Raw genomic sequence first — 22,664 nt, forward strand, 5'->3', positions numbered from 1 at the left:
ATCAAGCGCGCAGCTCGTTTTCGGCCATGCTGGACTCGTTGACCCACCGCAGGCCGACGAGGCTGACGATGGCAGCACCCGCTGCGAGCGCGAAGAGTTCCGTCAGTCCGACCAGGCTTCCGATACTTCCACCGAGCAATGCTCCCACCGGAATCGTCCCCCACGTCAGCAACCGGTAGATGGCGTTCACTCGTCCCAGGAGGGCGTCTGGAGTGATCCTCTGCCGGAAGGACACGGTGACCACGTTCCACACAGCCACGGCCGCGCCGCCGATCAGGAAAGTGACGGTGAGTGCGCTGAGCGCGGGGACGATGGATGGAGCGCCGATGAAGGAAGCCATCCCCAGGAGCGACAGTGCAAGAAGGCGGCCGCGTCCCATGACGCTCGCGGCCTTTGCTGCCCCGAGTGCACCAAGCACGCTCCCGACACCGGCCAATGCCATCAAGAGTCCGTACTGAAAAGCCGTCGCGCCGAGGACGGAGTTGGGGCCCACGGCGTAGACGACGAAGCTGCCCAAGAAGGCGCTGGTGGCCAGATTGCACAGCGCGACCATCCCCGCCATCGTTCTCAGCACGGTGTTGGCCCAGGCGAAGCGGATCCCGCCGAGCAGTTCATGCCTCCAGCGCAGCGGGCCGACTGGTCGAGCCTGAGGGGTAACACTCAGAGCGAAGAGGGCCAGGAGCGCGACGATCCACAGTCCGGCCGGAATGACGACTCCTAGCACTGCGCTGACTGAGATCAGGAGACCGCCAAGGGGTGGACCGGCGAAACCGTTGGTCGTCACCTCTGCCGTTGAAAGCCTCCCATTCGCCCGCTCGAGTGCCGCCGGAGCAACCACGCTCGGCAGGAGCGACTGCGCGGCCGTGTCGTGAACCGTCTCGGCAGATCCGAGGACGAAGGCCGTGGCGTACAACATCCAGAGCGAATGCTCACCGACGAGAATCGAGATGCTGGCGAGGGCGAGGGCCGAAGCGCGCAGAAGGTTCGCCAGCATCATCGCGCGTCGCCGGTCTAGGGCGTCCACCAAGAGACCTGCGGGTAACGCGAACAGGAGCCAGGGAAGTGTTGAGGCGGCGAGAATTCCGCCGACGAGCACAGGTGAATCGGTCCACTGCACGGCGATCAGGGGAAGCGCAACCTTCACGATCCCATCAGCGAGATTGGACGTTGCCGACGAGCCGAGGAGTAAGGGAAATTGCCCCCCAAGCGAGTCGGTCGGACTGCGAAGGTTGCCATTCGGCATGCGGCCTCTCCCTTCCCAGCACAGTTACTGGGCGCAGTGCGCCGTGTAGCCGAACGATTCTCCGGCGAAAGCGGACGCTTTTAACGTACAGGTTGCTCCCGGGTGCGTCGTAGAAATGAAAGTACGCTGTCCGCGAACCCCGGAAATCACCGTCTCGCATACTTTGTTGACGCCCGACCCGACTCCAGGTGCTCGGAACCGGTGTTCGTGTCGCCTGCTGCGCACCGCGTCGTCCTAGCGGGCACCATGGGCGCATGCGGCCGTTGCGAGAGATGACCGAAGAGCAGTTGCGACAGCGCACCAGCCTCAAGTGGACCGAGTACCCGCCGGACGTCCTGCCGATGTGGGTCGCGGAGATGGACGTGGAACCCCCGGAGCCGGTGCGGCGGGCGCTCACCGGCCTGCTCGAGCGCGGCGACGTCGGATACCCGCAGTCGGGCCACTACCTCGCGGCCTTCGCCGATTTCGCCTCCGCTCGCTGGGGGTGGACGCCGTCCGCGGCGGCTGGTCTCGAGGTGGCCGACGTCATGACGGGGGTGCGGATCGCGATCGAGCTGTGCACGTCACCCGGAGGGCCGGTGGTGATCAGCCCACCCGTATACCCGCCGTTCTTCGGCGTCGTCGCATGGAGCGGACGACGGCTCGAGACGGCGCCGCTCGGGAACGACGGGCGGCTCGACCTCGACCGGCTGGACACCGTGCTCGGGCGCGTCGGACCGGGCGCCGCCTATGTGCTGTGCAGCCCCCACAATCCCACCGGCACCGTGCATACCCGTGCCGAACTCGAGGCAGTGGCACGGATCGCCGCCGAGCGTGGTGCCCGGGTGGTCGTCGACGAGATCCACGCGCCACTGGTTCGGACAGGATTCGTGCCGTTCCTCTCCGTCGCGGGAAGCGAACGCGCCTACGTCGCCACGTCGGCGTCCAAGGGCTTCAACCTGGCGGGCTTGAAGGCAGGACTGGTGTTCGCCGGGCCGGAGGCCGCCGATGAACTCGGCGCCTTGCCGCCGCTCGCGGGCCATGGCGCGAGCCAGTTCGGGCTCGCCGCGCACGTCGCGGCGGTGAGTGAAGGCCGCGAGTGGCTCGACGCGCTCGTCGGTGATCTGGAGGAGAACCGGGCGGTCCTTGGTGAACTGCTCTCGACCCATCTCCCTGACGTCCGCTGGATGCGGGGGTCCGGCGGGTACCTCGCGTGGCTGGAGTTCCCGGCCGCACTGGGCGACGATCCGGCCGCCCGCATCCTCGACCGTGCCAGGGTCGCGCTGAATTCCGGTCTACCGTTCGGCGAGGGAGGCCGGCGACACGCCCGGCTCAACTACGCCACCACGCCCGAGCTCCTCGAAGCCGGCATCGCGCGCATCGCGGCCGCGATGCGCTGACGTTCGCGAGATGTGGTCGCTTCCGGGTCACGTCGACCACCTCCGGTGACCCACTGCTGACCACATCTCGTAGGGATTGCACCCGGCGTAGGCTGGAAACGTGAAGAAGCGGGTCGGGTTTCTGTCCTTCGGTCACTGGCAGGCGGCGCCGGGCTCGCAGGCCCGCACGGGCGCTGACGCGCTGCTGCAGTCGATCGAACTGGCCGTCGCCGCCGAGGAGATCGGCATCGACGGCGCGTATGTGCGGGTGCATCACTTCGCCCGCCAACTCGCCGCCCCGTTCCCGCTGCTCGCGGCGATCGGCGCGCGGACCTCGCGCATCGAGATCGGCACCGGCGTCATCGACATGCGGTACGAGAACCCGCTCTACATGGCTGAGGCGGCTGCTGCGGCCGACCTCATCGCCGGCGGCCGACTCCAGCTCGGCATCAGCCGCGGTTCGCCCGAACCCGCCCAGCGCGGCTACGAGGCTTTCGGGCACGTGCCGCCGGAGGGGATGAGCGATGCGGACATGGCCCGCGCCCACGCCGAGCTGTTCCGCGCCGCGATCGCCGGTGCTGGGATCGCTACATCCGACCCGAAGATGACCGGCCAGGAAGTCCCCTTGCCGATCCAGCCGCAGGCGCCGGGGCTTCCCGAGCGCATCTGGTGGGGTTCCGGCACCCGCGCGACCGCCGAATGGACCGCTCGCCAGGGTATGAACCTGATGAGTTCGACGCTCCTGACCGAGGACACCGGCGTCCCCTTCGACGAGTTGCAGGCCGAGCAGATCCAGCGCTTCCGCGCCACCTGGGCCGAAGCGGGCTGGGAGCGCGAGCCGCGGGTATCGGTGAGCCGCAGCGTGATTCCGCTCCTCGACGACCGCGACCGCATGTACTTCGGCGACCGCTCCGGCGAGGACCAGGTCGGCTTCCTCGACGGCGGTCTCGCCCGGTTCGGCAAGTCGTACGTCGGCGAGCCCGACACCCTCGCCCGCGAGCTCGCGCAGGACCAGGCGGTGCGCGAGGCCGACACCCTGCTGCTCACGGTCCCCAACCAGCTGGGCGTGGACTACAACGCGCGGCTGCTCGGCGCCCTCGCCGATCAGGTCCTCCCAGCCATCGGCTGGGAACCGAACCGGTGAGCCTGGCGCTGCCGCCCCTTCCTGAGGGCGTTCGCTGGTCGGTGTGCCTGCGCGACGCCCGGACCGCGGAGGTCATGGCCGCGCACCAAGCCGATGTGGTGGTCTCGGCGGCGAGCATCGGCAAGGTGTTCGCCCTCGTCGAAGCGGCTCGGGCCTTCGAGTCCGGCGACCTCGATCCCGGCGAACTGCTCTCTCGCACCGTCGACGACCTGGTCGCCGACTCCGGGCTGTGGCAGGTGCTCCGGCAACCCGTGCTGAGCGCCGAGGACGCGTGCTGGCTGATCGGTGCCGCCAGCGACAATGTCGCGACGAACGTGCTGGTGCGCCGATTGGGGCTCGACGCGGTCCGCGCGGTCACGCAGACGCTCGGCTTCACCGATTCCGGCCTGCTGGACCGGGTGCGCGACGAGCGTGGGCCGGAGCATCCGCCGGCGCTGTCGGTCGGCACGGCGACCGAACTCTCCGATCTGATGGCGCGGTTGTCGCGGGGCGAGGTCGTCTCGGCACCGGTGAGCCGTCGGGTGCTCGGATGGCTGGGTGTCAACACCGATCTGTCGATGGTCGGCTCGGCCTTCGGGCTCGATCCGCTCGCGCACCGGGAAGCGGACCGCGGCGTGCGCCTGGCGAACAAGACCGGAACCGACGCGGGCATCCGCGGCGACATCGGCGTGGTCAGCGGGCCGGATCGCGCCATCGCCTATGCGGTGCTCGCGCAATGGGACCCCGAAGGCGGTGACCGGCGCGACGACGTGCTCGGCGCGATGGGTGCCGTCGGCCGATGGATCAGCGAACGGCTGCGGCCAGCCGGTTGACGGCGACGTCCCGCGCCCGGGCGAACGCGTCGGGAAGCACCCCGATACCCGCGGTGACCAGCGCCCCTTCGTGCAGGAGCAGGATGTCCTCAGCCAGCCGCGCCGTCTGGTCCTCCGCCCCGGCGGCCGCCACCAGTTCGGTGAACAACTGCAGCATCCACTGCTTCTGCCCCACGATGACCGCATAGGCGGGGTGCGCGGGATCGCTGATCTCGGCGTGCGCGTTGATCATGCCGCAGCCCTTCGTTCCGCGATCGGCCGACCACGCGGCAGATGCGTCGAAGACCGCCGCCAACCGTCGTTCCGGCGCACTTCCCGCGGCCTCGAGCCGCGGGGCGAGGAAGGCACGCCACTGCGCGTCACGATCCCGCAGGTACTCCACGACAAGCCGTTCCTTGGAGCCGAAGCGGTCGTACAGGGTCTTCTTGGTGACGCCGGCGCGCTCGGCGATCGCATCGACGCCGACCGCGTGGATTCCGTGCGCGTAGAAAAGCTCTCCCGCGGCAGTGAGGACCGCGCGGGCCTTGGGCGTCCAGTCGACTGCGGTGCTCATGGCGCCACACTACACCGCTCGGTATACCCTCGACCCATGACTAAACAGATCGGTCTACTGTCGCGGCGTACGAGCCTCCTGACGGCAGGGCTCGGCGCGCTCTTCGTGCTGTGCTGGTCGTCGGGTTTCATCGGCGCGAAGCTCGGAGCCGAGGACGCGTCGGTTCCGACGATCCTGATGTGGCGGTTCCTGCCGCTGGCTCTGGTGTTGCTGCCGTTTCTGCTGGCTCGCCGGTCGGGGCCGCAGCAGCTCGGTGCTCGCGGGATCACTCGTCAGGTCGCGGTGGGAGCGCTGTCGCAGTCGGGGTATCTCCTCACGGTCTACTGGGCGATCGCCCTGGGAGTGAGTACCGGCACCACGGCGCTGATCGACGGCATCCAGCCGCTGGTCGTGGCGGCGCTCGTCGGACCCCTCCTCGGAACGGCGGTCGTCGGACGGCAGTGGCTCGGTCTGGTGCTCGGGCTCGCCGGCGTCGCCTCGGTGACGTGGGCGGACGCGACCAACGTCTCGAGCGGGACGCCCTGGTGGGCGTATGCGGTGCCCTTCGGCGGGATGCTCTGCCTCGTGGCCGCCACCTTCCTTGAGCGGCGTGCGACCACGTCGACGGCGCCGCTGCATGCGCTCACCATCCACTGCCTGACCTCAGCGGCCATCTTCACGGCCATGGCCGTGCTGGCCGGGGAGGCCATCCCTCCGGCGGCGACCTCCTTCTGGGTCGCGATGACGTGGCTCGTCGTCCTGTCGACCTTCGGCGGCTACGGCCTGTACTGGGTTCTGCTGCGGCGAGCCGGGGTGGCGACGGTCAACAGCCTCATGTTCCTCGTGCCGCCGGTGACCACGGTCTGGGGCGCGACGATGTTCGGCGAGCCGCTCACTGCCATGACGATCGGCGGATTGGCACTTGCTCTGGTCGCCACCCTCCTGGTCGTGGCGCCACGGCGAGAGTCGTCCCGGCGCGACGGCCAGAGAAAGCGGAGGAATCGCCCCGGGAACGGCGCGGGACGGCGTCGAGCGCACTAGCATGGCGGTGCGGCGCGACCGGCTCGAAGTTTTTGACTCGCGCGTCAATATGCGTACGATGTCGCCAGGGGACAGCGGCGTCGTGCCGCTCGGCGAGCGAGGCGCTCTGGTTTCGCAGCGAAACCAGAGCGTGAAGGAGCGATGCACATGGCCAGGCCCAGTCCGGTCGCGGATCGCCGCGGTGACATTCTCGCCGCCACGTGCGCCGTCGTCAGCGAACGTGGGTTCCGCGACCTCCGGGTCGCCGACGTCGCCCGCGTGGCCGGGTGCAGCTCGGGCACCGTCCACTACTACTTCGCCTCGAAGGACGAGTTGCTGCGCGAGGCCTTTCGCTTTCAATACGAGGCGTCGGTGCACCGCCGTGAGAGTTACGTCGATCCCGACGACGATCCGGTCACGAAGCTGCGCAAACTGGCCGACGGGTACCTCCCGTCCTCGGAGACGACGATCGAGTCCTGGCTCGTCTGGATGGAGTTGTGGGTGTCGGCGCTGCGTGACGACACGATGAGCCACATCAACGACGTGTACTACGGCGAGTGGCGCCAGGCCGTGCTGTCGGCGGCGACCGAAGCGCGCGAGCGCGGCCTTCTCGACGTCGACGATCCGCTCGCCTTCGCCGACATGTACGTCTCGATGATGGACGGCCTCGCGATCCAGGTGCTGATCGGAGCCGAGCACATGACGATCGAGCGCATGCGCGAGACCTGCTGGGCCTTCGTCGACAGCTTCGTCCCGGCTTCCTGAGCCCGGGGGCGAGCCCGGTGTCTCCGCGGCATTCCGGGATGAATCACCGCCCACGCTGAACGGCCGTCTCACCGTCCTCCTGTGACGCTTGACACGTGATGGCAGTCACGTGTTTAGTTTCTGACTGACGGGCCAATTAATCACAGGAGGCGTTATGTCGAAGAAGGTTCTCGGGGGTGTCGCAGCGGCCAGCATGGTGCTGTCCTTGGCGGCGTGCGGTGGCGGCGGAGCGGCCGCCGAGGACACGTTGACCGTGGTGATGTGGGGCGGAGGTGCGCAGAAGGCGCACGTCGACTCCTACGTGACCCCGTGGGCCGAGGAGACCGGAGTCACCATCCGCCAGGACTCGCCCACGGACTACGCGAAGATCTCAGCGCAGGTCGACTCGGGCAAGGTCAGCTGGGGACTCGTGGAGGTCGAGCCGAACTACGGGAAGTCCGCGTGCGATGACGGCAAGCTCGAGAAGCTCCCGCAGCGAGTCCTCGACGCAGCAGAGAAGGCCGACATCGACCCGGCCCAGATGAACGACTGCGCCATCCCGATCCTGCAGTACACCTTCAGCATCGCGTACAACACCGACACCTTCGGTGACGCGCACCCGACGACGTGGGCGGAGTTCTTCGACACCGAGCAGTTCCCCGGCAAGCGTGGGTTCTGGAAGTACGTGACCGGCGGTGCCTTCGAGGCGGCGCTCCTGGCCGACGGGGTCGCGCCCGAGGACCTGTACCCGCTCGATCTCGACCGCGCGTTCCGCAAGCTCGAGACGATCAAGGACGACATCGTCTGGTACGACACGGGCGACCAGCAGGTCCAGCTCGTGAGCAGCGGTGAGGCTCCGCTCATCCAGGCGTGGAACGGCCGGATCAGCCAGGCCGCCGCGGATGGTGAGTCGGTCGCGAACGAGTACGGACAGAACCTCGTCTCGTACGACCAGATCGTCGTGCCGAAGGGATACGCGAACGCCGATCTCGCCTTCGACTGGATGGTCTGGTTCCTCGAGAACACGCAGGCGCAGGCCGACGACGTCGTCGCCTCGGGCTACGGTCCGGCTTCCCCGCAGGCCGTGGAGCTCGTGCCGGCCGACATCCGCGACGACATCGCCGGCAGCCCCGCCGTGGACGACAAGTCCGCCTCGGTCATCGACTACGACTACTGGGCGGAGAACTACGACGAGGTCACTCAGCGGTTCAACACCTGGATCACGGAATGACCGCAACGCTCACGCCGACGGAGGCGGCGCCGAGCGGTCCGACCGAAGGGCGCCGCGACGGCGCCCTTCGGGGGCGGCTGACGTTCGACCGATGGGGGCTGCTGGCGCTGCCGCTGCTGGTGTTCCTCCTCGTCGTGTTCATCGCGCCGCTCGCGTTCCTCATCGCGAGCAGCGTGACCGACCCGACCCTCGGCCTCGACAACTACCGCAAGATCTTCACCGAGTCGGTCTACCTGCGGGTCCTGGTGAACACCTTCACGGTGGCGCTCACCGTCACCGCGGTGACCCTGGCCCTGGCCTACCCGTACGCCTACTTGATGACCATCGCGACGCCCCGCTGGCGCGCGCTGCTCACCCTCATCATCCTGGTGCCGTTCTGGACCAGCATCCTCGTACGCAGCTTCGCGCTCGTGCTGCTGCTGCGTGACACCGGCGTCCTCAACTCCATCGCGATGAGCGCCGGCGCCATCGACGAACCGGTCCCGCTGCTGCGCACCATGACGGGAGTCGTGTTCGGCATGGTGCAGATCGCACTGCCCTTCGCCGTGCTCCCGATGTACGCGACGATGCGCACGATCGACCGCCGGCTCCTCGACGCCGCTCAAGGCATGGGCGACCGGCCGTCCGGAGCGTTCTGGCGCGTGTTCGTACCGCTCAGCATGCCCGGCGTCGCCGCCGGACTGATCCTGACCTTCATCCAGGCGCTCGGCTACTACATCACCCCGGCCCTCCTCGGCGGCCCGAAGAACACGATGATCGGCGAGCTCATCGTTCAGCAGGTCAGCACCGTGCTGCAGTTCGGTTTCGCCGCGGCGCTCGCGGTCATCCTGCTCGGAACGACGTTCGTGCTCCTCGCCATCACGAGCAAGTTCATGAACCTCGAACGCATGTTGATGGGACGCTCATGACCCGGATACTGACCCGCGCCGCGCTGGTCCTGCTGGCGGTCCTGATCGCCGCCTACGTCCTCCTGCCGATCCTCGTCATCTTCCCGATGTCGGTGTCGGAGAACGGCTTCATGGCGTTCCCGCCCGAGGGTTTCACGTGGGACTGGTACCGCTCGCTCAGCACGGATCCGACCTGGTTCGCGTCGGCCGGGCAGAGCCTCACCGTCGCCCTCGCATCGGCCGCGCTGAGCGTCGTGCTCGGCACGCTCGCGGCCCTCGCGCTCGTGCGCGGGAGGTTTCCGTTCCGGCGCCTCGCACTGCTGGCGATGTTGTCGCCACTGATCGTGCCGTACGTCATCGTCGGCCTGGCGGTGTACATCGCGTTCCTCAAGGTGGGCCTCACCGAGACCCCGCTGGGCTTCGTGCTGGTGCACACCTGCCTCGGGGTGCCCTACGTGATGATCAACGTCTCCGCCGGCCTGGTCTCGGTGGACCGCCGCCTCGAGATGGCCTCGATGAACCTCGGCGCCGGGCCGGTCTCGACCTTCATGCGCGTGACGTTGCCGGCGATCCTGCCGAACGTCCTGGCCGGTGCGCTGTTCGCCTTCATCACGAGCTGGGATGAGGTCGTCGTCGCGATCTTCCTCTCCGGTCCGGGCATGACGACCCTTCCGGTGAAGATGTGGTCCGGCATCCGGGTGGAGATCGATCCGACCCTCGCAGCCGTCTCGAGCCTGCTGCTGCTGGTCCTCATCGGCACCTTCCTGCTCACCGGCCTCGCCCGTGGCATTCAGCGCCTCCTGGCTCGCCGCTCTTCCGTCAACCTCGATCACTCAGGTGTGTGACATGTCCCAGAACACGACAGATTCCCGACCAGACGATCAGGCCGGCGCGTCGATCAATGTCGAGAAGGTCCGCAAGCAGTACGGCGCGACCACGGTGCTCGACGACGTGTCCCTCGACATCCGGGCCGGTGAGTTCATCACCCTGCTCGGCGCGAGCGGCTCCGGGAAGTCGACGCTGCTCAACATCATCGCCGGTTTCACGAAGGCCGACGGCGGCCGCGTTCATATCGGCGGCCGTGACCTGACGAAGGTGCCGGCCCATCGCCGCGGCCTCGGCATGGTCTTCCAGCACTACGCGCTGTTCCCGCACATGACCGTCTTCGACAACGTCGCCTACGGCCTGCGCCGGCACGGTACCGCCAAGTCCGCCATCTCGGGGCTGGTCGCCGAGGCGCTGGAGATGGTCGAGCTCGGTCACCTCGCCAAGCGCAAGCCGTCCGAGCTGTCCGGCGGACAGCAGCAACGGGTCGCCCTGGCGCGGGCCATCGTCTTCCGTCCACCCGTGCTGCTCATGGACGAGCCGCTGGGCGCGCTCGACAAGCTGCTGCGTGAGCAACTGCAGCTCGAGATCCGGCGTCTGCACCAGGACATGGGCATCACCTTCGTCTTCGTCACGCACGACCAGGAGGAGGCGCTGACGATGTCCGATCGGATCGCGCTGCTCCAGTCGGGCAACATCGTGCAGATCGGCTCGCCGTCGGACCTGTACGAGCGGCCGAACTGCCGTTACGCCGCCGAGTTCATCGGCGTCTCCAATATCTTCTCCGGTGAGTGCCGCGACGGGGTCTTCGACGACCGGATCAACGGGGCGCAGTACCGGCTCGGGTCCGCGGCGTCGGGTCAGGCCCTCATGGTCCGCCCGGAGCGGCTGGCGGTCCGCCCGGGGATCGCCCTGTCCGAGCCCGAGGACAACGCCGTCGAGGCGGTCGTCGAGGACTGCGTGTACCTGGGCAGCTTCCGCACGGTGCACGCCCGCACCAGCGGAGGCGACCTCGTGGTCGCTCGCACCGACGTGCCGCGCGGAGAAGACGGCGTCCACCCGGGCGCCAAGGTCACGCTCACCTGGAAGATCGAGGACGGCCGTGTCCTTGCCTGAAGCCTTCCTCGACCCGGCGTCGGTCGCCGTCGTCGGTGCCACCGACGATCACGCGAAGTGGGGCTACTGGTTGGCCTCCGGTGCCCTCAAGGGCGCCGAGCGACGTGACGTCTGGCTCGTGAACCGGCGAGCCGGAACGGTACTCGGGCACCCTGCTCACCGGAGCATCACCGATCTGCCCGCCGCGCCCGAACTCGTCGTCCTGTGCGTTCCCGCAGCGCACGTGCGAGGCGTCGTGGAGGAGGCCCTCGCGAAGGGCAGCCGCGCGTTCCTCGCGATCACCGCGGGCGTCGAGGATCAAGCCGAGATCGTCGCCCTGCTCGCCGCCGCCGATGCTCGGATGCTCGGGCCGAACAGCCTCGGGATGTACGATGCGGACGCCGATCTGCAGCTCGCGTGGGGCGATTTCGCCCCGGGGCCCCTCGCCATCGTGTCCCAGAGCGGTCAGCTCGGATCGGAGATCGCCGCGCTCGGCGAACGGGCAGGCCTCGGAGTCTCGCGGTTCTACTCCGTCGGCAACCAAGCCGACCTCACGGCCGCCGAACTCCTCGAGGGGTTGGTCGACCACGAGCGGACGAAGATCGTGTCGGTCTACCTCGAGAGCTTCACCGACGGCGTCCGCCTCGTGGCCGCGATGCGGGCGCTTCGCCAAGCGGGCAAGCACGTGCTCGTCCTCACCACCGGCGCGTCCGAGGGCAGCAAACGGCTCGCGCAGTCCCACACCGGATCGCTGACGTCCTCGGCCGACCTGGTCGACGCGGCGTGCCGCGCGGCGGGGGCTCTGCGCGTCTCGACCCCGAGGGAACTGGTCGACCTCGCGCGGTTCCTCTCGGTCGCCGGACTGCCCGGTAGCCGGCGGCTCGCGGTCATCAGCGACAGCGGCGGTCAGGGCGGGATCGCGGCCGATGTCGCGGCGAGTCTCGGCCTGACGACACCGGAGTTCTCCCCCGAACTTCAGGCCCGTCTCCGGGCACTGCTCCCGGCTGGTGCCGCGGTGTCGAACCCGGTCGACCTCGCGGGCGCCGGCGAGGCCGATCTCGACGTCTACGCAGTGGTGAGCGAGGAGCTCGCGAATTCCGCGGAGGTCGACATCGTCCTCGTGTCCGGGTACCTCGGATGCTACGGCGAGGACTCCCCGCCGATTCTCGAACGGGAACTGGCCGTCGTGGACCGCCTCGGCGTCCTTGCGGACAGCAGCCACGTGCCGATGCTGGTGCACAGCATGAGTGCCGGGTCCCGCGCCGTCACGCGGATGTGGGAGCACCACATTCCGGCCTTCGACACCGTGGACGCGGCCCTGCGCGCGGCTGCCGGCGTCGCCCGGCTGGCGGCCGAACCCGGACGCGACCTCAAGGTGCCGCAGGCCGTTCCCGCCAGCGTGGGTGAGGGGTACTGGGCAGCCCGCGACCTGCTCGCCGACCTGGGCGTCGGTCTGCCGGACGCCGTCGTCGTGCATGACCCTGCGGACTTGGCAGCGGCAGCGGGGCTGCGGTATCCGGTCGTGCTCAAGGCCGGATGGCTGGAGCACAAGAGCGAGCACGGCGGCGTCCGGATCGGGCTGTCCTCTCCCGAGGAGCTCGCCGACGCGTTCGCGGAGATGTTCGCCAGGCTCGGTGACGGCGAGTACGTCGTCGAGGAGCAGGACACGCGACGCGGCGTCGTCGAGATGCTCATCGGGGCTCGCCGCGATCGCGATTTCGGGCCGACGATCCTGCTCGGTTACGGCGGCGTCGAGGCCGAGCTGTGGCGCGACGTGCGCACCGAGCTGGCTCCGGTCGATCGGGCCACCGCGACCGCCATGGTCGAGCAGTTGCGCTCGCGCGCACTGCTCGACGGCTGGCGGGGCAAGCCGCGCGTGGACGTCGAAGGTCTCGTCGAGGCCGTGGTGACCGTCTCGGAGGCTATCGCCAGCTCACCCCAACTCACCGATATCGAGATCAATCCGGTCCGTGTCGCACCCGACGGTGTCATCGCCGTCGACGCGCTGGTGCTGCACGCCGCACCCCTCACTGCTGCAACGAAGGAAGAACCGTGACTCAACAGACTGGCGGCCAGGCCCTCGTGGCGGCCCTCGCCCACCATGGCGTCGACACCGTGTTCGGCATCCCCGGTACGCACAACCTCGCGGCCTACGCGGCCCTGACCGAGCACGGCATCGCGCACGTCTCACCTCGTCATGAGCAGGGCGCCGGGTACGCCGCGGACGGCTACGCCCGCTCCACCGGCCGCGTCGGGGTGGCTCTGACCACCACCGGTCCGGCGATCCTCAACGCCGCGTCGGCCGCCGCGCAGGCGTACTCCGATTCGGTGCCCGTCCTGTTCGTCTCTCCGGGGATGCCCCTGCAGCATCCGGGTCGCGGCAACGGCCTCCTGCACGAGATCAAGGATCAGAGCGCCGCGATGGCCGCCATCCTCGGGGAGAGCCTGCGCGTGACGAGCGTCGAGGAGATCCCGGTCGCGGTGAGCCAGGCGTTCGCCCTCATGACCGCCGGTCGGCCGCGACCGGTCCACCTCGAGATCCCGTTGGATCTGCTCGACGCCCGGGCCGACGTGCAGCCGGTGCCGCCGGCCCCTGCCGGCCGACGAGCCCCCGACGCCGCAGCGGTCTCCGCTGCCGTCGAGCGGTTGGCCAGCGCCGAGCGGCCCGTGGTCGTCGTGGGCGGCGGTGCCGGTGGTGCTGCGCCCCAGGTCGCCGCACTGCTGGACCGACTCGATGCGGCCGTCGTGTCGACGGCCAACGGCAAGGGCGTCGTCCCCGAAGATCATCCGTCGTTCGTGGGTGCCGGGCTGCAGCACCGCAGCGTCCTGGACCTGTGCGAGGACGCCGACGTCGTGCTCGCCGTCGGCACCGAGTTCGCTCCGTCGGACTGGTGGTCCGGACTGCCGCCGCTCGATGCGTCCACGATCCGCATCGACGTCGACGCTGCCAGCATCACCACGAACGTCGTGCCCGGCATGAGCATCGTGGCCGACGCCGCGGAGGCACTCGACGCCATCGTCGAGCTGCTGCCGCAGCGGGACGTGTCCGGGTGGGCCGCCCCGTGGCGTGAACGCTTCCTCGCCGACGCGAGGGCCGAAGGCGGGCCGTGGCTCGACCTCGTGGCGAGCGTCGCCGAGGTCCTGCCGCGAGACGCGGTGGTGGCGGTGGACAACGCGATGGCCGGGTACTACGGATTCCTGTCGAACCTGCCGCTGTTCCGTCCGCGGTCCTTCCTCTATCCCACCGGAGCGGGCACGCTGGGCTTCGGTCTGCCGGCGGGCATCGGCGCCAAGGTCGCCGATCCGGCGGCGCCGGTCATCGTGGTGCAGGGCGACGGCGGGATCATGTTCTCGATCGCCGAGCTCGCGATGGCCGCTCAGCTGAGGATCGCGCTGCCGATCATCGTCGTCGACAACGGCGGGTACGGGGAGATCCGCAACGAGATGGACGACCGCGGCGAGCAGGTGCATGCGGTGGGTCTGGGCAGCCCGGACTTCTGCGCGCTCGCCGAGTCCCTGGGCTGCCGAGGCGTCCGCGCCGCCGACGCAGCCGAGGTCGGGACGGCGGTGAAGGTCGCCCTCGACGCCGATCGGCCCACCCTGATCCATGTCCGCGAACAGAGCCGCGCTGCGGACGGCATGGCATGAACCGCGACAGCCTGCTGATCGGTGGGCGGTGGGTGACGACCTCCGAGTCCCTGGAGGTGGAGAATCCCGCGACGGAGGACGTCATCGCCGTCGTCGGCCGGGCGACGCCCGGGCACGTGGAGGACGCCGTGCGCGCTGCCCGAGCGGCGGCCCGCGCCTGGGAAGAGGCCGGACCGCAACGGCGGGCGGATCTCGTCGCCGCGCTCGCCGACCGGCTGCGTGACCGACGCGCCGCCCTGATCGATGCGACGGTGGCCGAGGTCGGTGCGCCGGTGACCGTGGCCGCAGAGGCGCACGTGGACCTCGCGATCGAGATCGTCGCGTCGGCCGCGAAGATCGGCCGCGAACTCGCGACGGAGGAGCGGCTGGGCACCTCGGTGCTCGTCCGGCGCCCCGTGGGTGTCGCCGCATGCATCACGCCGTGGAACTACCCGCTCTACCAGCTCGCGGCTAAGGTCGCCCCCGCCCTCGTGGCCGGATGCCCGGTGGTCGTGAAGCCGGCGGAGCTGACGCCGATGTCGGCGTACCTGCTGGCCGATGCGGTGCAGGACGTCGGGTTCCCCGCCGGCGTGGTCAACCTCGTGCCGGGGTATGGGACCGATGTCGGGCAGGCGCTCGTCGAGCATCCGGACGTCGACCTCGTGTCGTTCACGGGATCCACCCGGGTGGGGCGGCAGATCGCGGCCACGGCGGGAGCGCGGCTCGCGCGCGTCTGCCTGGAGCTCGGCGGCAAGTCCGCGAGCGTGGTCTGCCCGGACGCCGATCTCGAGACCGCCGTCAGGGCGACGGTCGATTCGGCCACGCTCAATTCCGGGCAGACGTGCAGCGCCCTGACCCGCCTCATCGTGCCGCGGGAGGCCTACGCCGCCGCCCTCGATGTCGCTGCGGATCACGCGCGGCGGATCGTCGTCGGTGACCCGGGAGACGCCGCCACCCAGATGGGTCCGCTCATCAGCGCCGCGCAGCGCGAGCAGGTGCGGGCGGCCGTGGACGGCGCCGTCGCCCGAGGCGCCCGGCTGGTGGCCGGCGGGACCGTGCCCGACGGCCTCGACCGCGGATACTTCTACACCCCCACCGTGCTCGCCGACCTCGACCCGGCGGATTCCGCAAGCCAAGACGAGATCTTCGGGCCCGTCCTCGTGGTCCACGCCGCTCGCGACGACGAGGACGCGCTCGCCATCGCCAACGGCACCCGCTACGGGCTCGCCGGCGCAGTGTGGTCGGGCGACGAGGAGCGGGCGATGCGCCTGGCCCGCCGGATGGACACCGGTCAGGTGGACATCAACGGTGCCGCGTTCAACGTCGACGCCCCGTTCGGCGGGTGGAAGGACTCCGGGGTGGGGCGCGAACTGGGCCCGGCCGGAGTCGAGGAGTACCTCGAGATCACGGCGGTGCAGCGATGACGCGCCCCGTCGCGGCCTACACCGACATCGTCGATCTCGACCCCGCGCCAGGCGTGGCGCTGCTCGAACAATCCGGCTTCGAGGTCCGCATCCTCGACGACGGATCGCCGGCCGACATCATCGCCCAGGCCGCGGACGCGCAGGCGCTGCTCATCGGCTACGCGCCGGTGACGGCCCAGGTCATCGAGGCACTGCCGCGGCTGCGCGTCGTCGCCACCCAGTCCGCCGGCGTCGACACGGTCGATGTCGCCGCGTGCGCCGCACACGGCGTCGAGGTGATGAACGTGCCCGGCGCGGCCACCGAGGAGGTCGCGTCGCACGCCCTCGCGATGACGTTGTCCCTGCTGCGCGGACTGCCGATGCTCGATCGCGAGGTTCGCGCCGGGCGGTGGGACGGGTCGCGCGAGCGGCTGCACCGCCTCTCCGAGGTGACCGTCGGCGTGCTCGGGCTCGGCAGGATCGGCCGCGCCTACGCGAGCGCCGTCCGCCCGCTCGTCGACCGGGTCGTCGCCTACGATCCGCTCGCCTCACCGCCACCCGGGGTCGAGGCCATGAGCCTCGACGAGGTCGTCGCGGCGGCGACGGTCCTCAGCCTCCACCTCCCGCTGACCGAAAAGACACGTCATCTGCTCGATCGCGATCGGCTCGGCGCGATGCCGGCAGGGTCGTTCGTCGTCAACGTGGCGAGGGGCGCGCTGATCGACTCCGAGGCGCTGCGCGAGGCACTCGACTCCGGACACATCACCGCGGCCGCGCTCGACGTGCTCGAGCACGAACCGCCTCGGCCGAACGACCCGCTGGTCGCCCATCCGCGCACCGTGGTGACACCGCACGCCGCGTATCTGTCACCGGCCAGCGCCCGTGACTACGTGGTCCTCCAGGCGCGGAACGTGGTCACGTTCTTCGCCGAGCGGGCGAACCACGAGCACGACACCGCATCTTTCAGCGCATCACCCACACGACAGGAGACATCATCATGACGACCACCGGCATCGAGCCCTGGCCGCTCACGGACGAACAGCGCGACATCGTCGAGCTGTGCCGTCAGTTCGCCACGCAGGAGATCCGGCCCCGGGGCCGCGAGGTCGACGAGCGTGACGTGGAGTCTCCGCTCGACATCTTCGAGGCGGCGGCGAAGGTCGGCATCACCGACTTCATGCTGCCCGAGGCGTATGGAGGAGGCGGCTTCACCGACGTGTTCACCCAGTGCCTCGTGCAGGAGCAGCTGTGCTGGGGCGACCCGGGCATCGGAAACTTCGTGTGCTCGAACGGCTTCTTCGCCGACCCGCTGCTGGAACTCGGCACCGAGGAGCAGAAGGAGGCGTGGCTTCGTCCGCTGACCGGTCCGTCGCCGCTGTACACGGCGCTCGCGACCACGGAGCCGGGGTCCGGGTCGGATGCGGCGTCGATCGTCACGTCCGCGACCCGAATCGACGGTGGCTACGTGCTGTCCGGTCAGAAGGCATGGATCTCCAACGCCGGTCTCGCCGACCAGTACGTGGTCTTCGCCAAGACCGATCCCAGCCAGCGCGCAGGCGGAGTGTCGGCGTTCTTGCTGCGCAAGGGCACCGACGGCATGAGCTTCGGGGAGCCGATGCGCAAGATGGGTCAGCGGGCTATCGTGTGCCGGGAGATCTTCTTCGACCAGGTCTTCGTGCCGGAGGCCGACCGCCTCGGTGGCGAGGGCCAGGGGTTCTACGGCCTCATGAAGACCTTCGACATCTCGCGCATCGTGCTCGCCGCCGCTGCCACGGGCGCGGCGCGTGCCGCGTACGAGTACGCGCTGAACTACGCCCGCGAGCGCACGCAGTTCGGCAAGCCGATCATCGAGCACCAGGCCGTCGCCTTCCGGCTCGCCGACATGGCGAGCCGCATCGAGTCGGCGTGGCTCATGACGCTCCACGCCGCCCGGCAGATCGACGCGGGGGCCGACGTCGCCAAGCTCGCTGCCATGGCGAAGTTGCAGGCATCGGAGACTGCGATGTTCTGCACCTGGGGCGCGGTGCAGACGCTCGGCGGCTGGGGCTACTCGCGCGAGTACCCGGTCGAGCAGTGGATGCGCGACGCGAAGCTCGAGGAGATCGAAGAAGGCACCTCCGACATCATGCGCCTGGTCATCTCGCGCAACCTCTGACCGCACGGACCGGGTCCGGCGCCAGCCGGGTCCGGTCCGTGACCTGCTTGTAAGGAGTGCCGTGTCCGTCCGCGCGTCGGTCCGTCGCGAGGTGTCGCTGACTGCGTTCCTCGCCCTCACCCTCGTGGCCGCCGCGTGGGGCTCCACCTTCCCGATCGCCAAGGATCTGCTCACCCGCGTGCCGGTGGCCGATTATCTGGCCGTCCGGTTCGGCCTCGCTGCACTGTGTCTTCTCGCCCTACGGCCGCGGGTGCTGGCGACACTCGACCGCCGCGCGGTCGTGGGCGGAGCCGCCGTCGGAGCGGTGTACGGCCTCGGTCAGTGGTTGCAGTTCGAGGGCCTCACCCGGTCCTCGCCGACGGTGGCGGCGTTCATCGTCTCGATGTACATCGTGTTCGTGCCGGCGATCACCGTCGTGCTGCTCAGAACCCGCGTGTCGCGCCGGCTCGCGGTATCCGTCGTCGTCGCGACGCTCGGCATCGCGGTCATGTCGCTACGGGGCTGGGCGTTCGGGACCGGCGAGGCCATCACGCTCGTGGCGGCTGCCGCGTACGCCGTGCACGTGCTGGCCCTCTCGGCGGTCGCACGCCCGGGGCAGGCCCACGCGCTCGCGGTCGTCCAGATGGCCACGATCACGGTGGTGCTCGCGCCGTGGGCACTCGTCGGGGGCGTGACGTTGCCGTCGACGAGTGCCGACTGGACCAGCATGATCTACCTCGCGCTGATCGCCGGCGGGGTGGCGATGCTCGTGCAGACCTGGGCCCAGGCGCGGATCGCGGCCGCTCAGGCGGCCGTCGTCATGACCACCGAACCGGTCTGGGCCGCGATCCTGTCCGTGCTCATCTGGCACGAGACGCTCGACTTTCGAACCATGCTCGGTGGTGTGCTCGTGCTCGTCGCGGCGGTGCTCGTCCTCGGCGACGAGCCCTCCCCGCGGCCACGAGATACCACCGCGTCCACCTCACCCCTCGACACACCCACCCGGGAGGAATGACATGCCTTTTCGTAATGAGTTCACCGAGACCTTCGGCATCGAACACCCCATCGTCTGCGGCGGGATGGCGGCCGTCGGCACCGCGGACCTCATCGCGGCCGTCGCCAATGCCGGTGCCCTCGGTTTCCTCAGCGCCCTCACTCAGCCGACGCCGGAGGACCTGGCCAAGGAGATTCGTCGATGCCAGGAGATGACGGACCGTCCGTTCGGCGTCAACCTCACGATCCTGCCCACCATCACGCCCGTGCCGTACGACGAATACCGCGAGGCGATCATCGAGTCCGGCGTGAAGATCGTCGAAACGGCGGGCAGCAACCCCGCGCCGCATCTTCCGGCGTTCAAGGCCGCGGGCATCAAGGTCATCCACAAGGCGGTCGCCGTCCGGCACGCGCTCAAGGCCGAGTCGCTCGGTGTCGACGCGGTCAGCATCGACGGGTTCGAGTGCGCCGGTCACCCCGGTGAGGACGACGTCCCCGGACTCGTCCTGATCCCCGCCGCGACGCGCAAGTTGAGCATCCCGGTGATCGCTTCCGGCGGCTTCGCTACCGGAGACGGCCTCGTCGCGGCGCTCGCGTTGGGTGCCTGCGCGATCAACATGGGCACCCGTTTCGAGGCCACGCACGAAGCGCCGATTCACTCGCGGGTCAAGGAGCAGATCGTCGCCAACGACGAACGGTCGACGCAGTTGGTGTTCCGCGAGTTCCGCAACACGGCGCGGGTCGCGCGCAACACGGTCTCCGAGGAGATCGCCGCGATCAGCGCCCGACCGGAGGCCCGTTTCGAGGACGTCGCTCACCTCGCCTCAGGCGCCCGCGGACGTGAACGGGTGCTGCGTGACGGCGACGTCGAGGACGGCATGTGGTGGGCGGGACAGGCGCAGGGTCTCATCGACAGCGTCGAGTCCTGTGCCGACGTCGTGCGCACGATCGTCGCCGACGCCGAGCACATCATCAGCGAGCGCCTCGCGAGTCAGCTGGCGTAGCCGTCGATCTCGTCGAGGATCGTCCGCTGGACGGCGCCGTCGGCGAAGCTGGCGCGGACCGCGGCCCGTGCCAGCTCGGCGACCCCTTGTTCGTCCAGGCCGAGCAGCTCGGCGGCGACGGCGTACTCGCGGTTGAGCGTGGTTCCGAACATCGGCGGGTCGTCCGAGTTGATCGTGACCGGCACGCCCGCCGCCACCAGCGCGGGCAAGGGATGGTCCTCCAGCGACACCGTCGAGCGGGTGCGGACGTTCGACGTCGGGCACACTTCCAGCACGATCTCGTGCTCGGCGAGGTACTCGAGTAGCTGGGCGTCCTGCACGGCGGCGATGCCGTGGCCGATCCGCTCGGCGCCGAGGTACCGGATGGCATCCCAGATCGTCTCCGGCCCGGTCGATTCGCCGGCGTGCGGCACCGACCGGAGCCCGGCTGCGATCGCCTGCTCGAAGTGCGGCGCGAACTGCGGGCGGGGGACGCCGATCTCCGGACCGCCGAGGCCGAACGACACCAGCCCCTCGGGGCGCAACCGCAACGCCGTCTCGAGCGTGACGTCGGCGGATTCCAGACCGGATTCACCGGGGATGTCGAAGCACCACCGCAGGGTGAGCCCGAAATCGCGCTCCGCCGTGCGTCGGGCGTCCTCGATGGCTTCGACGTACGCCTCGGCCGCGATGCCTCGGACGATCGACGTGTACGGCGTCATCGTGAGCTCGGCGTACCGCACGCGCTGGCCCGCGAGATCCCGAGCGACCTCGTGGGTGAGGGTCCAGATGTCCTCGGGCGTGCGCAGGAGGTCGACCACCGACAGGTACACCTCGATGAAGTGCGCGAAGTCGGTGAAGGTGAAGTACTCCGCGAGCAACTCGGGATCGGCGGGCACGGGCGAGTCGCCGGCGTGCCGAGCGGCGAGTTCGGCGACCGTGCGCGGCGAGGCCGAGCCGACGTGATGGACGTGAAGTTCGGCCTTCGGCAGGCCGGCGATGAAGTCGTCGAGGCTCACGTCGTCATCATGACATCGTGGCGACGAAGCGCTCGATGTGCTCGACGACCGCGCCCGGTTGCTGCTCGGGCACCCAGTGCCCGGCACCCTCGATGACCTGCACCTCGACGTTCGGGGCTTCGGCCCGGCGCACGAGGTGGGGTGCGAGCACGGAGTCGTCGCGTCCGGGTAGCAAGAGCACCGGCAGGTCCGCGGGCACAGGCCGGGCGTATCGGCCGCGCAGGGCGGCGGGCATCTCGTGGGTGAGGAAGCGCCGGTACATGGCCACACCGGCGTGCGCGCGTGCCGGTTCCCGGAATCTCTCGAGGTAGACCTTCTTCTCGTCCTTGGTCAGACGTCGTCCGCGACCGGCTCCGAGTTTGAAGACGAGGCGCAGAAAGCGCTGCTTCATCGCCGTATGCGCGAGGTACCCGAGCGGCCCGCCGGCCACGAGTTGATAGCCGAACCGCCACAGCTCGCGGACGGGCACCGTGGACCAGGGCGCGACGATCGCGATCCCGACGACTCCCAGCACGCGGTCAGGGGCCAGCGAGGCGGCCAGCAGCGAGGCCCACCCGCCCCAGTCGTGGCCCACGAGGACGGGCCGTTCCAGACCCAGCACGTCGAGAAGCGCGAGGAGCTCGCGGGCCAGCACGCGCTTGTCGTAGGCGTCGCCGCGCGCCGGTGGGGCGGAACTCCAACCGTGCCCGCGCAGATCGACCGCGACGACGTGGTGCTGTCGGGCGAGGGCCGGCAGCACCTCGCGCCAGATCCACCAGTGTTGCGGCCAGCCGTGGACGAGGACGATCGGCGGCCCGGCATGCTCGCTGCCGCCCTCGACAACGTGGAGGCGCACGCCGTCGACATCGACGCTGCGGTCGGTGAAACCTGCGAGAACGGGTGGAGCGGCCATGGCCCTCATGGTGGCAGAAAACGGAGTCAGTCGGCGGCGACCGCGACGATCGCGAACGCGGCCAGCACTGCCACGCCCGCGGTCGTCACCACGATGCTCGGTGCCGCACGGTCGGCGCTCGCTCGCTCCAGCGTCTGAGTGGAGTACCGCCGCTGCTGAGCGGTCACGATCGCAAGCGCGAAGGCCCCGCTCACGATCACGGGGGCGAGAACGAGTACCCCGGCGTCGGGCGCCCAGCGAAGGAAGAGGGCGCTGACCACGAGCAGCGAGAGGGCGGTCCGGCCCCAGGCGAGCCGGGTGCGCTCGGGCTGCGTCTCGAGGCTCACGTCACCACCAGCGCGATCACGACGCCGGCGGCGAGGGCGGTCCCGAGCGCGAGCAGGGGAAGCAGCGCCGGCGGCGGGAGCGGGGCGTGGTGCCGCAAGCTGTTCTCGACACGGCGCCACCGGCCTGCCGCGCTCAGCGCGATGAACAGGCCGATCGCGACGACGATGAGCGAGACCGCTCGCCGCAGACCCGCGTGGAACAGCTCGTCACCGAACGCTTCGAGCGCGACCCCGGCCGCGATGAAGGCGAGGGAGGTCCGGATCCAGGCGAGGAACGTCCGCTCGTTCGCCAAGGTGAATCGGGGATCCGGCTCCTCGCCGCCCGGGAGCAGCCAGCGGCCCAGACGGCTGCGCGCGTCGTCATTGCTCACGGGCCGAGCCTAGTGCGTGAGCCGC

The 22,664-nt window shown here is 69.7% G+C and carries 22 protein-coding genes; 16 read left to right on the top strand and 6 right to left on the bottom strand.

Annotated features, from left to right (window positions below; translation table 11 throughout):
* Window position 1: 1 nt before the first annotated feature.
* Window positions 2-1,243 carry an MFS transporter gene (locus D9V41_RS01870; protein ID WP_121792815.1) on the bottom strand — a complete coding sequence of 414 codons (1,242 nt, stop codon included), beginning with the start codon at window positions 1,241-1,243 and terminating at the stop codon, window positions 2-4.
* Window positions 1,244-1,497: 254 nt separating this feature from the next.
* Here D9V41_RS01870 and D9V41_RS01875 point away from each other — a divergent pair, with 254 nt between their 5' ends.
* The 3 genes from D9V41_RS01875 to D9V41_RS01885 all read left to right on the top strand — a co-directional run bounded on the left by D9V41_RS01875 (window position 1,498) and on the right by D9V41_RS01885 (window position 4,557).
* Entirely contained in the window at window positions 1,498-2,622 is a 1,125-nt protein-coding gene (locus D9V41_RS01875) for a MalY/PatB family protein (protein ID WP_121792816.1), read from the top strand.
* 100 nt (window positions 2,623-2,722) lie between these two features.
* Entirely contained in the window at window positions 2,723-3,745 is a 1,023-nt protein-coding gene (locus tag D9V41_RS01880; RefSeq protein WP_121792817.1) for an LLM class flavin-dependent oxidoreductase, read from the top strand.
* A complete protein-coding gene (locus D9V41_RS01885) occupies window positions 3,742-4,557 on the top strand; it encodes a serine hydrolase (RefSeq protein ID WP_208006690.1) in 816 nt (271 codons plus the stop codon). The genes D9V41_RS01880 and D9V41_RS01885 overlap by 4 nt, the downstream gene beginning before the upstream one ends.
* On the opposite strand, the gene D9V41_RS01890 is transcribed toward D9V41_RS01885, so the two are convergent.
* On the bottom strand, window positions 4,529-5,110 hold the full coding sequence (locus D9V41_RS01890; protein ID WP_121792818.1) for a TetR/AcrR family transcriptional regulator: 582 nt from the start codon (window positions 5,108-5,110) through the stop codon (window positions 4,529-4,531). The genes D9V41_RS01885 and D9V41_RS01890 overlap by 29 nt on opposite strands.
* Before the next feature lie 36 nt (window positions 5,111-5,146).
* Between D9V41_RS01890 and D9V41_RS01895 the strand changes: the two genes are divergently transcribed.
* From D9V41_RS01895 to D9V41_RS01955, 13 genes are all read left to right on the top strand, one after another.
* Window positions 5,147-6,130 carry a DMT family transporter gene (locus tag D9V41_RS01895; protein WP_208006691.1) on the top strand — a complete coding sequence of 328 codons (984 nt, stop codon included), beginning with the start codon at window positions 5,147-5,149 and terminating at the stop codon, window positions 6,128-6,130.
* A 147-nt stretch (window positions 6,131-6,277) separates the two neighbouring features.
* A complete protein-coding gene (locus D9V41_RS01900; RefSeq protein WP_166375866.1) occupies window positions 6,278-6,874 on the top strand; it encodes a TetR/AcrR family transcriptional regulator in 597 nt (198 codons plus the stop codon).
* Window positions 6,875-7,028: 154 nt separating this feature from the next.
* The gene (locus D9V41_RS01905; RefSeq protein ID WP_121792820.1) at window positions 7,029-8,084 is read left to right on the top strand and encodes an ABC transporter substrate-binding protein; all 1,056 of its coding nucleotides are present in this window, start codon (window positions 7,029-7,031) and stop codon (window positions 8,082-8,084) included.
* Entirely contained in the window at window positions 8,081-8,992 is a 912-nt protein-coding gene (locus D9V41_RS01910) for an ABC transporter permease (RefSeq protein ID WP_121792821.1), read from the top strand. The genes D9V41_RS01905 and D9V41_RS01910 overlap by 4 nt, the downstream gene beginning before the upstream one ends.
* Window positions 8,989-9,816 (top strand): ABC transporter permease, encoded by an 828-nt coding sequence (locus tag D9V41_RS01915; protein ID WP_121792822.1) that lies wholly within the window; start codon window positions 8,989-8,991, stop codon window positions 9,814-9,816. The genes D9V41_RS01910 and D9V41_RS01915 overlap by 4 nt, the downstream gene beginning before the upstream one ends.
* Window position 9,817: 1 nt before the next feature.
* Window positions 9,818-10,912, top strand: a complete 1,095-nt coding sequence (locus D9V41_RS01920; RefSeq protein WP_121792823.1) for an ABC transporter ATP-binding protein — start codon at window positions 9,818-9,820, stop codon at window positions 10,910-10,912.
* Window positions 10,899-12,947 carry an acetate--CoA ligase family protein gene (locus D9V41_RS01925; protein WP_121792824.1) on the top strand — a complete coding sequence of 683 codons (2,049 nt, stop codon included), beginning with the start codon at window positions 10,899-10,901 and terminating at the stop codon, window positions 12,945-12,947. Before D9V41_RS01920 ends, D9V41_RS01925 begins: the two co-directional genes overlap by 14 nt.
* On the top strand, window positions 12,944-14,539 hold the full coding sequence (locus D9V41_RS01930) for a thiamine pyrophosphate-binding protein (protein WP_121792825.1): 1,596 nt from the start codon (window positions 12,944-12,946) through the stop codon (window positions 14,537-14,539). Before D9V41_RS01925 ends, D9V41_RS01930 begins: the two co-directional genes overlap by 4 nt.
* Window positions 14,536-15,942, top strand: a complete 1,407-nt coding sequence (locus tag D9V41_RS01935; RefSeq protein WP_121792826.1) for an aldehyde dehydrogenase family protein — start codon at window positions 14,536-14,538, stop codon at window positions 15,940-15,942. The genes D9V41_RS01930 and D9V41_RS01935 overlap by 4 nt, the downstream gene beginning before the upstream one ends.
* The gene (locus tag D9V41_RS01940) at window positions 15,939-16,922 is read left to right on the top strand and encodes a C-terminal binding protein (protein ID WP_121792827.1); all 984 of its coding nucleotides are present in this window, start codon (window positions 15,939-15,941) and stop codon (window positions 16,920-16,922) included. Before D9V41_RS01935 ends, D9V41_RS01940 begins: the two co-directional genes overlap by 4 nt.
* Complete coding sequence (locus D9V41_RS01945; RefSeq protein WP_121792828.1) at window positions 16,919-18,076, top strand: acyl-CoA dehydrogenase family protein; 1,158 nt, start codon at window positions 16,919-16,921, stop codon at window positions 18,074-18,076. Before D9V41_RS01940 ends, D9V41_RS01945 begins: the two co-directional genes overlap by 4 nt.
* 61 nt (window positions 18,077-18,137) lie before the next feature.
* On the top strand, window positions 18,138-19,070 hold the full coding sequence (locus D9V41_RS01950; RefSeq protein ID WP_121792829.1) for a DMT family transporter: 933 nt from the start codon (window positions 18,138-18,140) through the stop codon (window positions 19,068-19,070).
* Window position 19,071: 1 nt separating this feature from the next.
* On the top strand, window positions 19,072-20,052 hold the full coding sequence (locus D9V41_RS01955; RefSeq protein WP_121792830.1) for an NAD(P)H-dependent flavin oxidoreductase: 981 nt from the start codon (window positions 19,072-19,074) through the stop codon (window positions 20,050-20,052).
* Here the strand turns inward: D9V41_RS01955 and D9V41_RS01960 are convergent.
* From D9V41_RS01960 to D9V41_RS01975, 4 genes are read right to left on the bottom strand one after another with little or no spacing between them, the layout of a single operon-like run.
* Complete coding sequence (locus tag D9V41_RS01960) at window positions 20,040-21,050, bottom strand: adenosine deaminase (protein ID WP_121792831.1); 1,011 nt, start codon at window positions 21,048-21,050, stop codon at window positions 20,040-20,042. The two genes, D9V41_RS01955 and D9V41_RS01960, sit on opposite strands and share 13 nt — an antisense overlap.
* 7 nt (window positions 21,051-21,057) lie before the next feature.
* Window positions 21,058-21,942 (bottom strand): alpha/beta fold hydrolase, encoded by an 885-nt coding sequence (locus tag D9V41_RS01965; protein WP_166375867.1) that lies wholly within the window; start codon window positions 21,940-21,942, stop codon window positions 21,058-21,060.
* Window positions 21,943-21,968: 26 nt separating this feature from the next.
* Complete coding sequence (locus D9V41_RS01970) at window positions 21,969-22,268, bottom strand: DUF202 domain-containing protein (RefSeq protein WP_121792833.1); 300 nt, start codon at window positions 22,266-22,268, stop codon at window positions 21,969-21,971.
* Window positions 22,265-22,639, bottom strand: a complete 375-nt coding sequence (locus D9V41_RS01975; RefSeq protein ID WP_121792834.1) for a YidH family protein — start codon at window positions 22,637-22,639, stop codon at window positions 22,265-22,267. Before D9V41_RS01975 ends, D9V41_RS01970 begins: the two co-directional genes overlap by 4 nt.
* Between the last annotated feature and the right edge of the window lie 25 nt (window positions 22,640-22,664).

Source organism: Aeromicrobium phragmitis, assembly GCF_003674095.1.
In the GTDB taxonomy this organism is placed as follows: Bacteria; Actinomycetota; Actinomycetes; order Propionibacteriales; family Nocardioidaceae; genus Aeromicrobium; species Aeromicrobium phragmitis.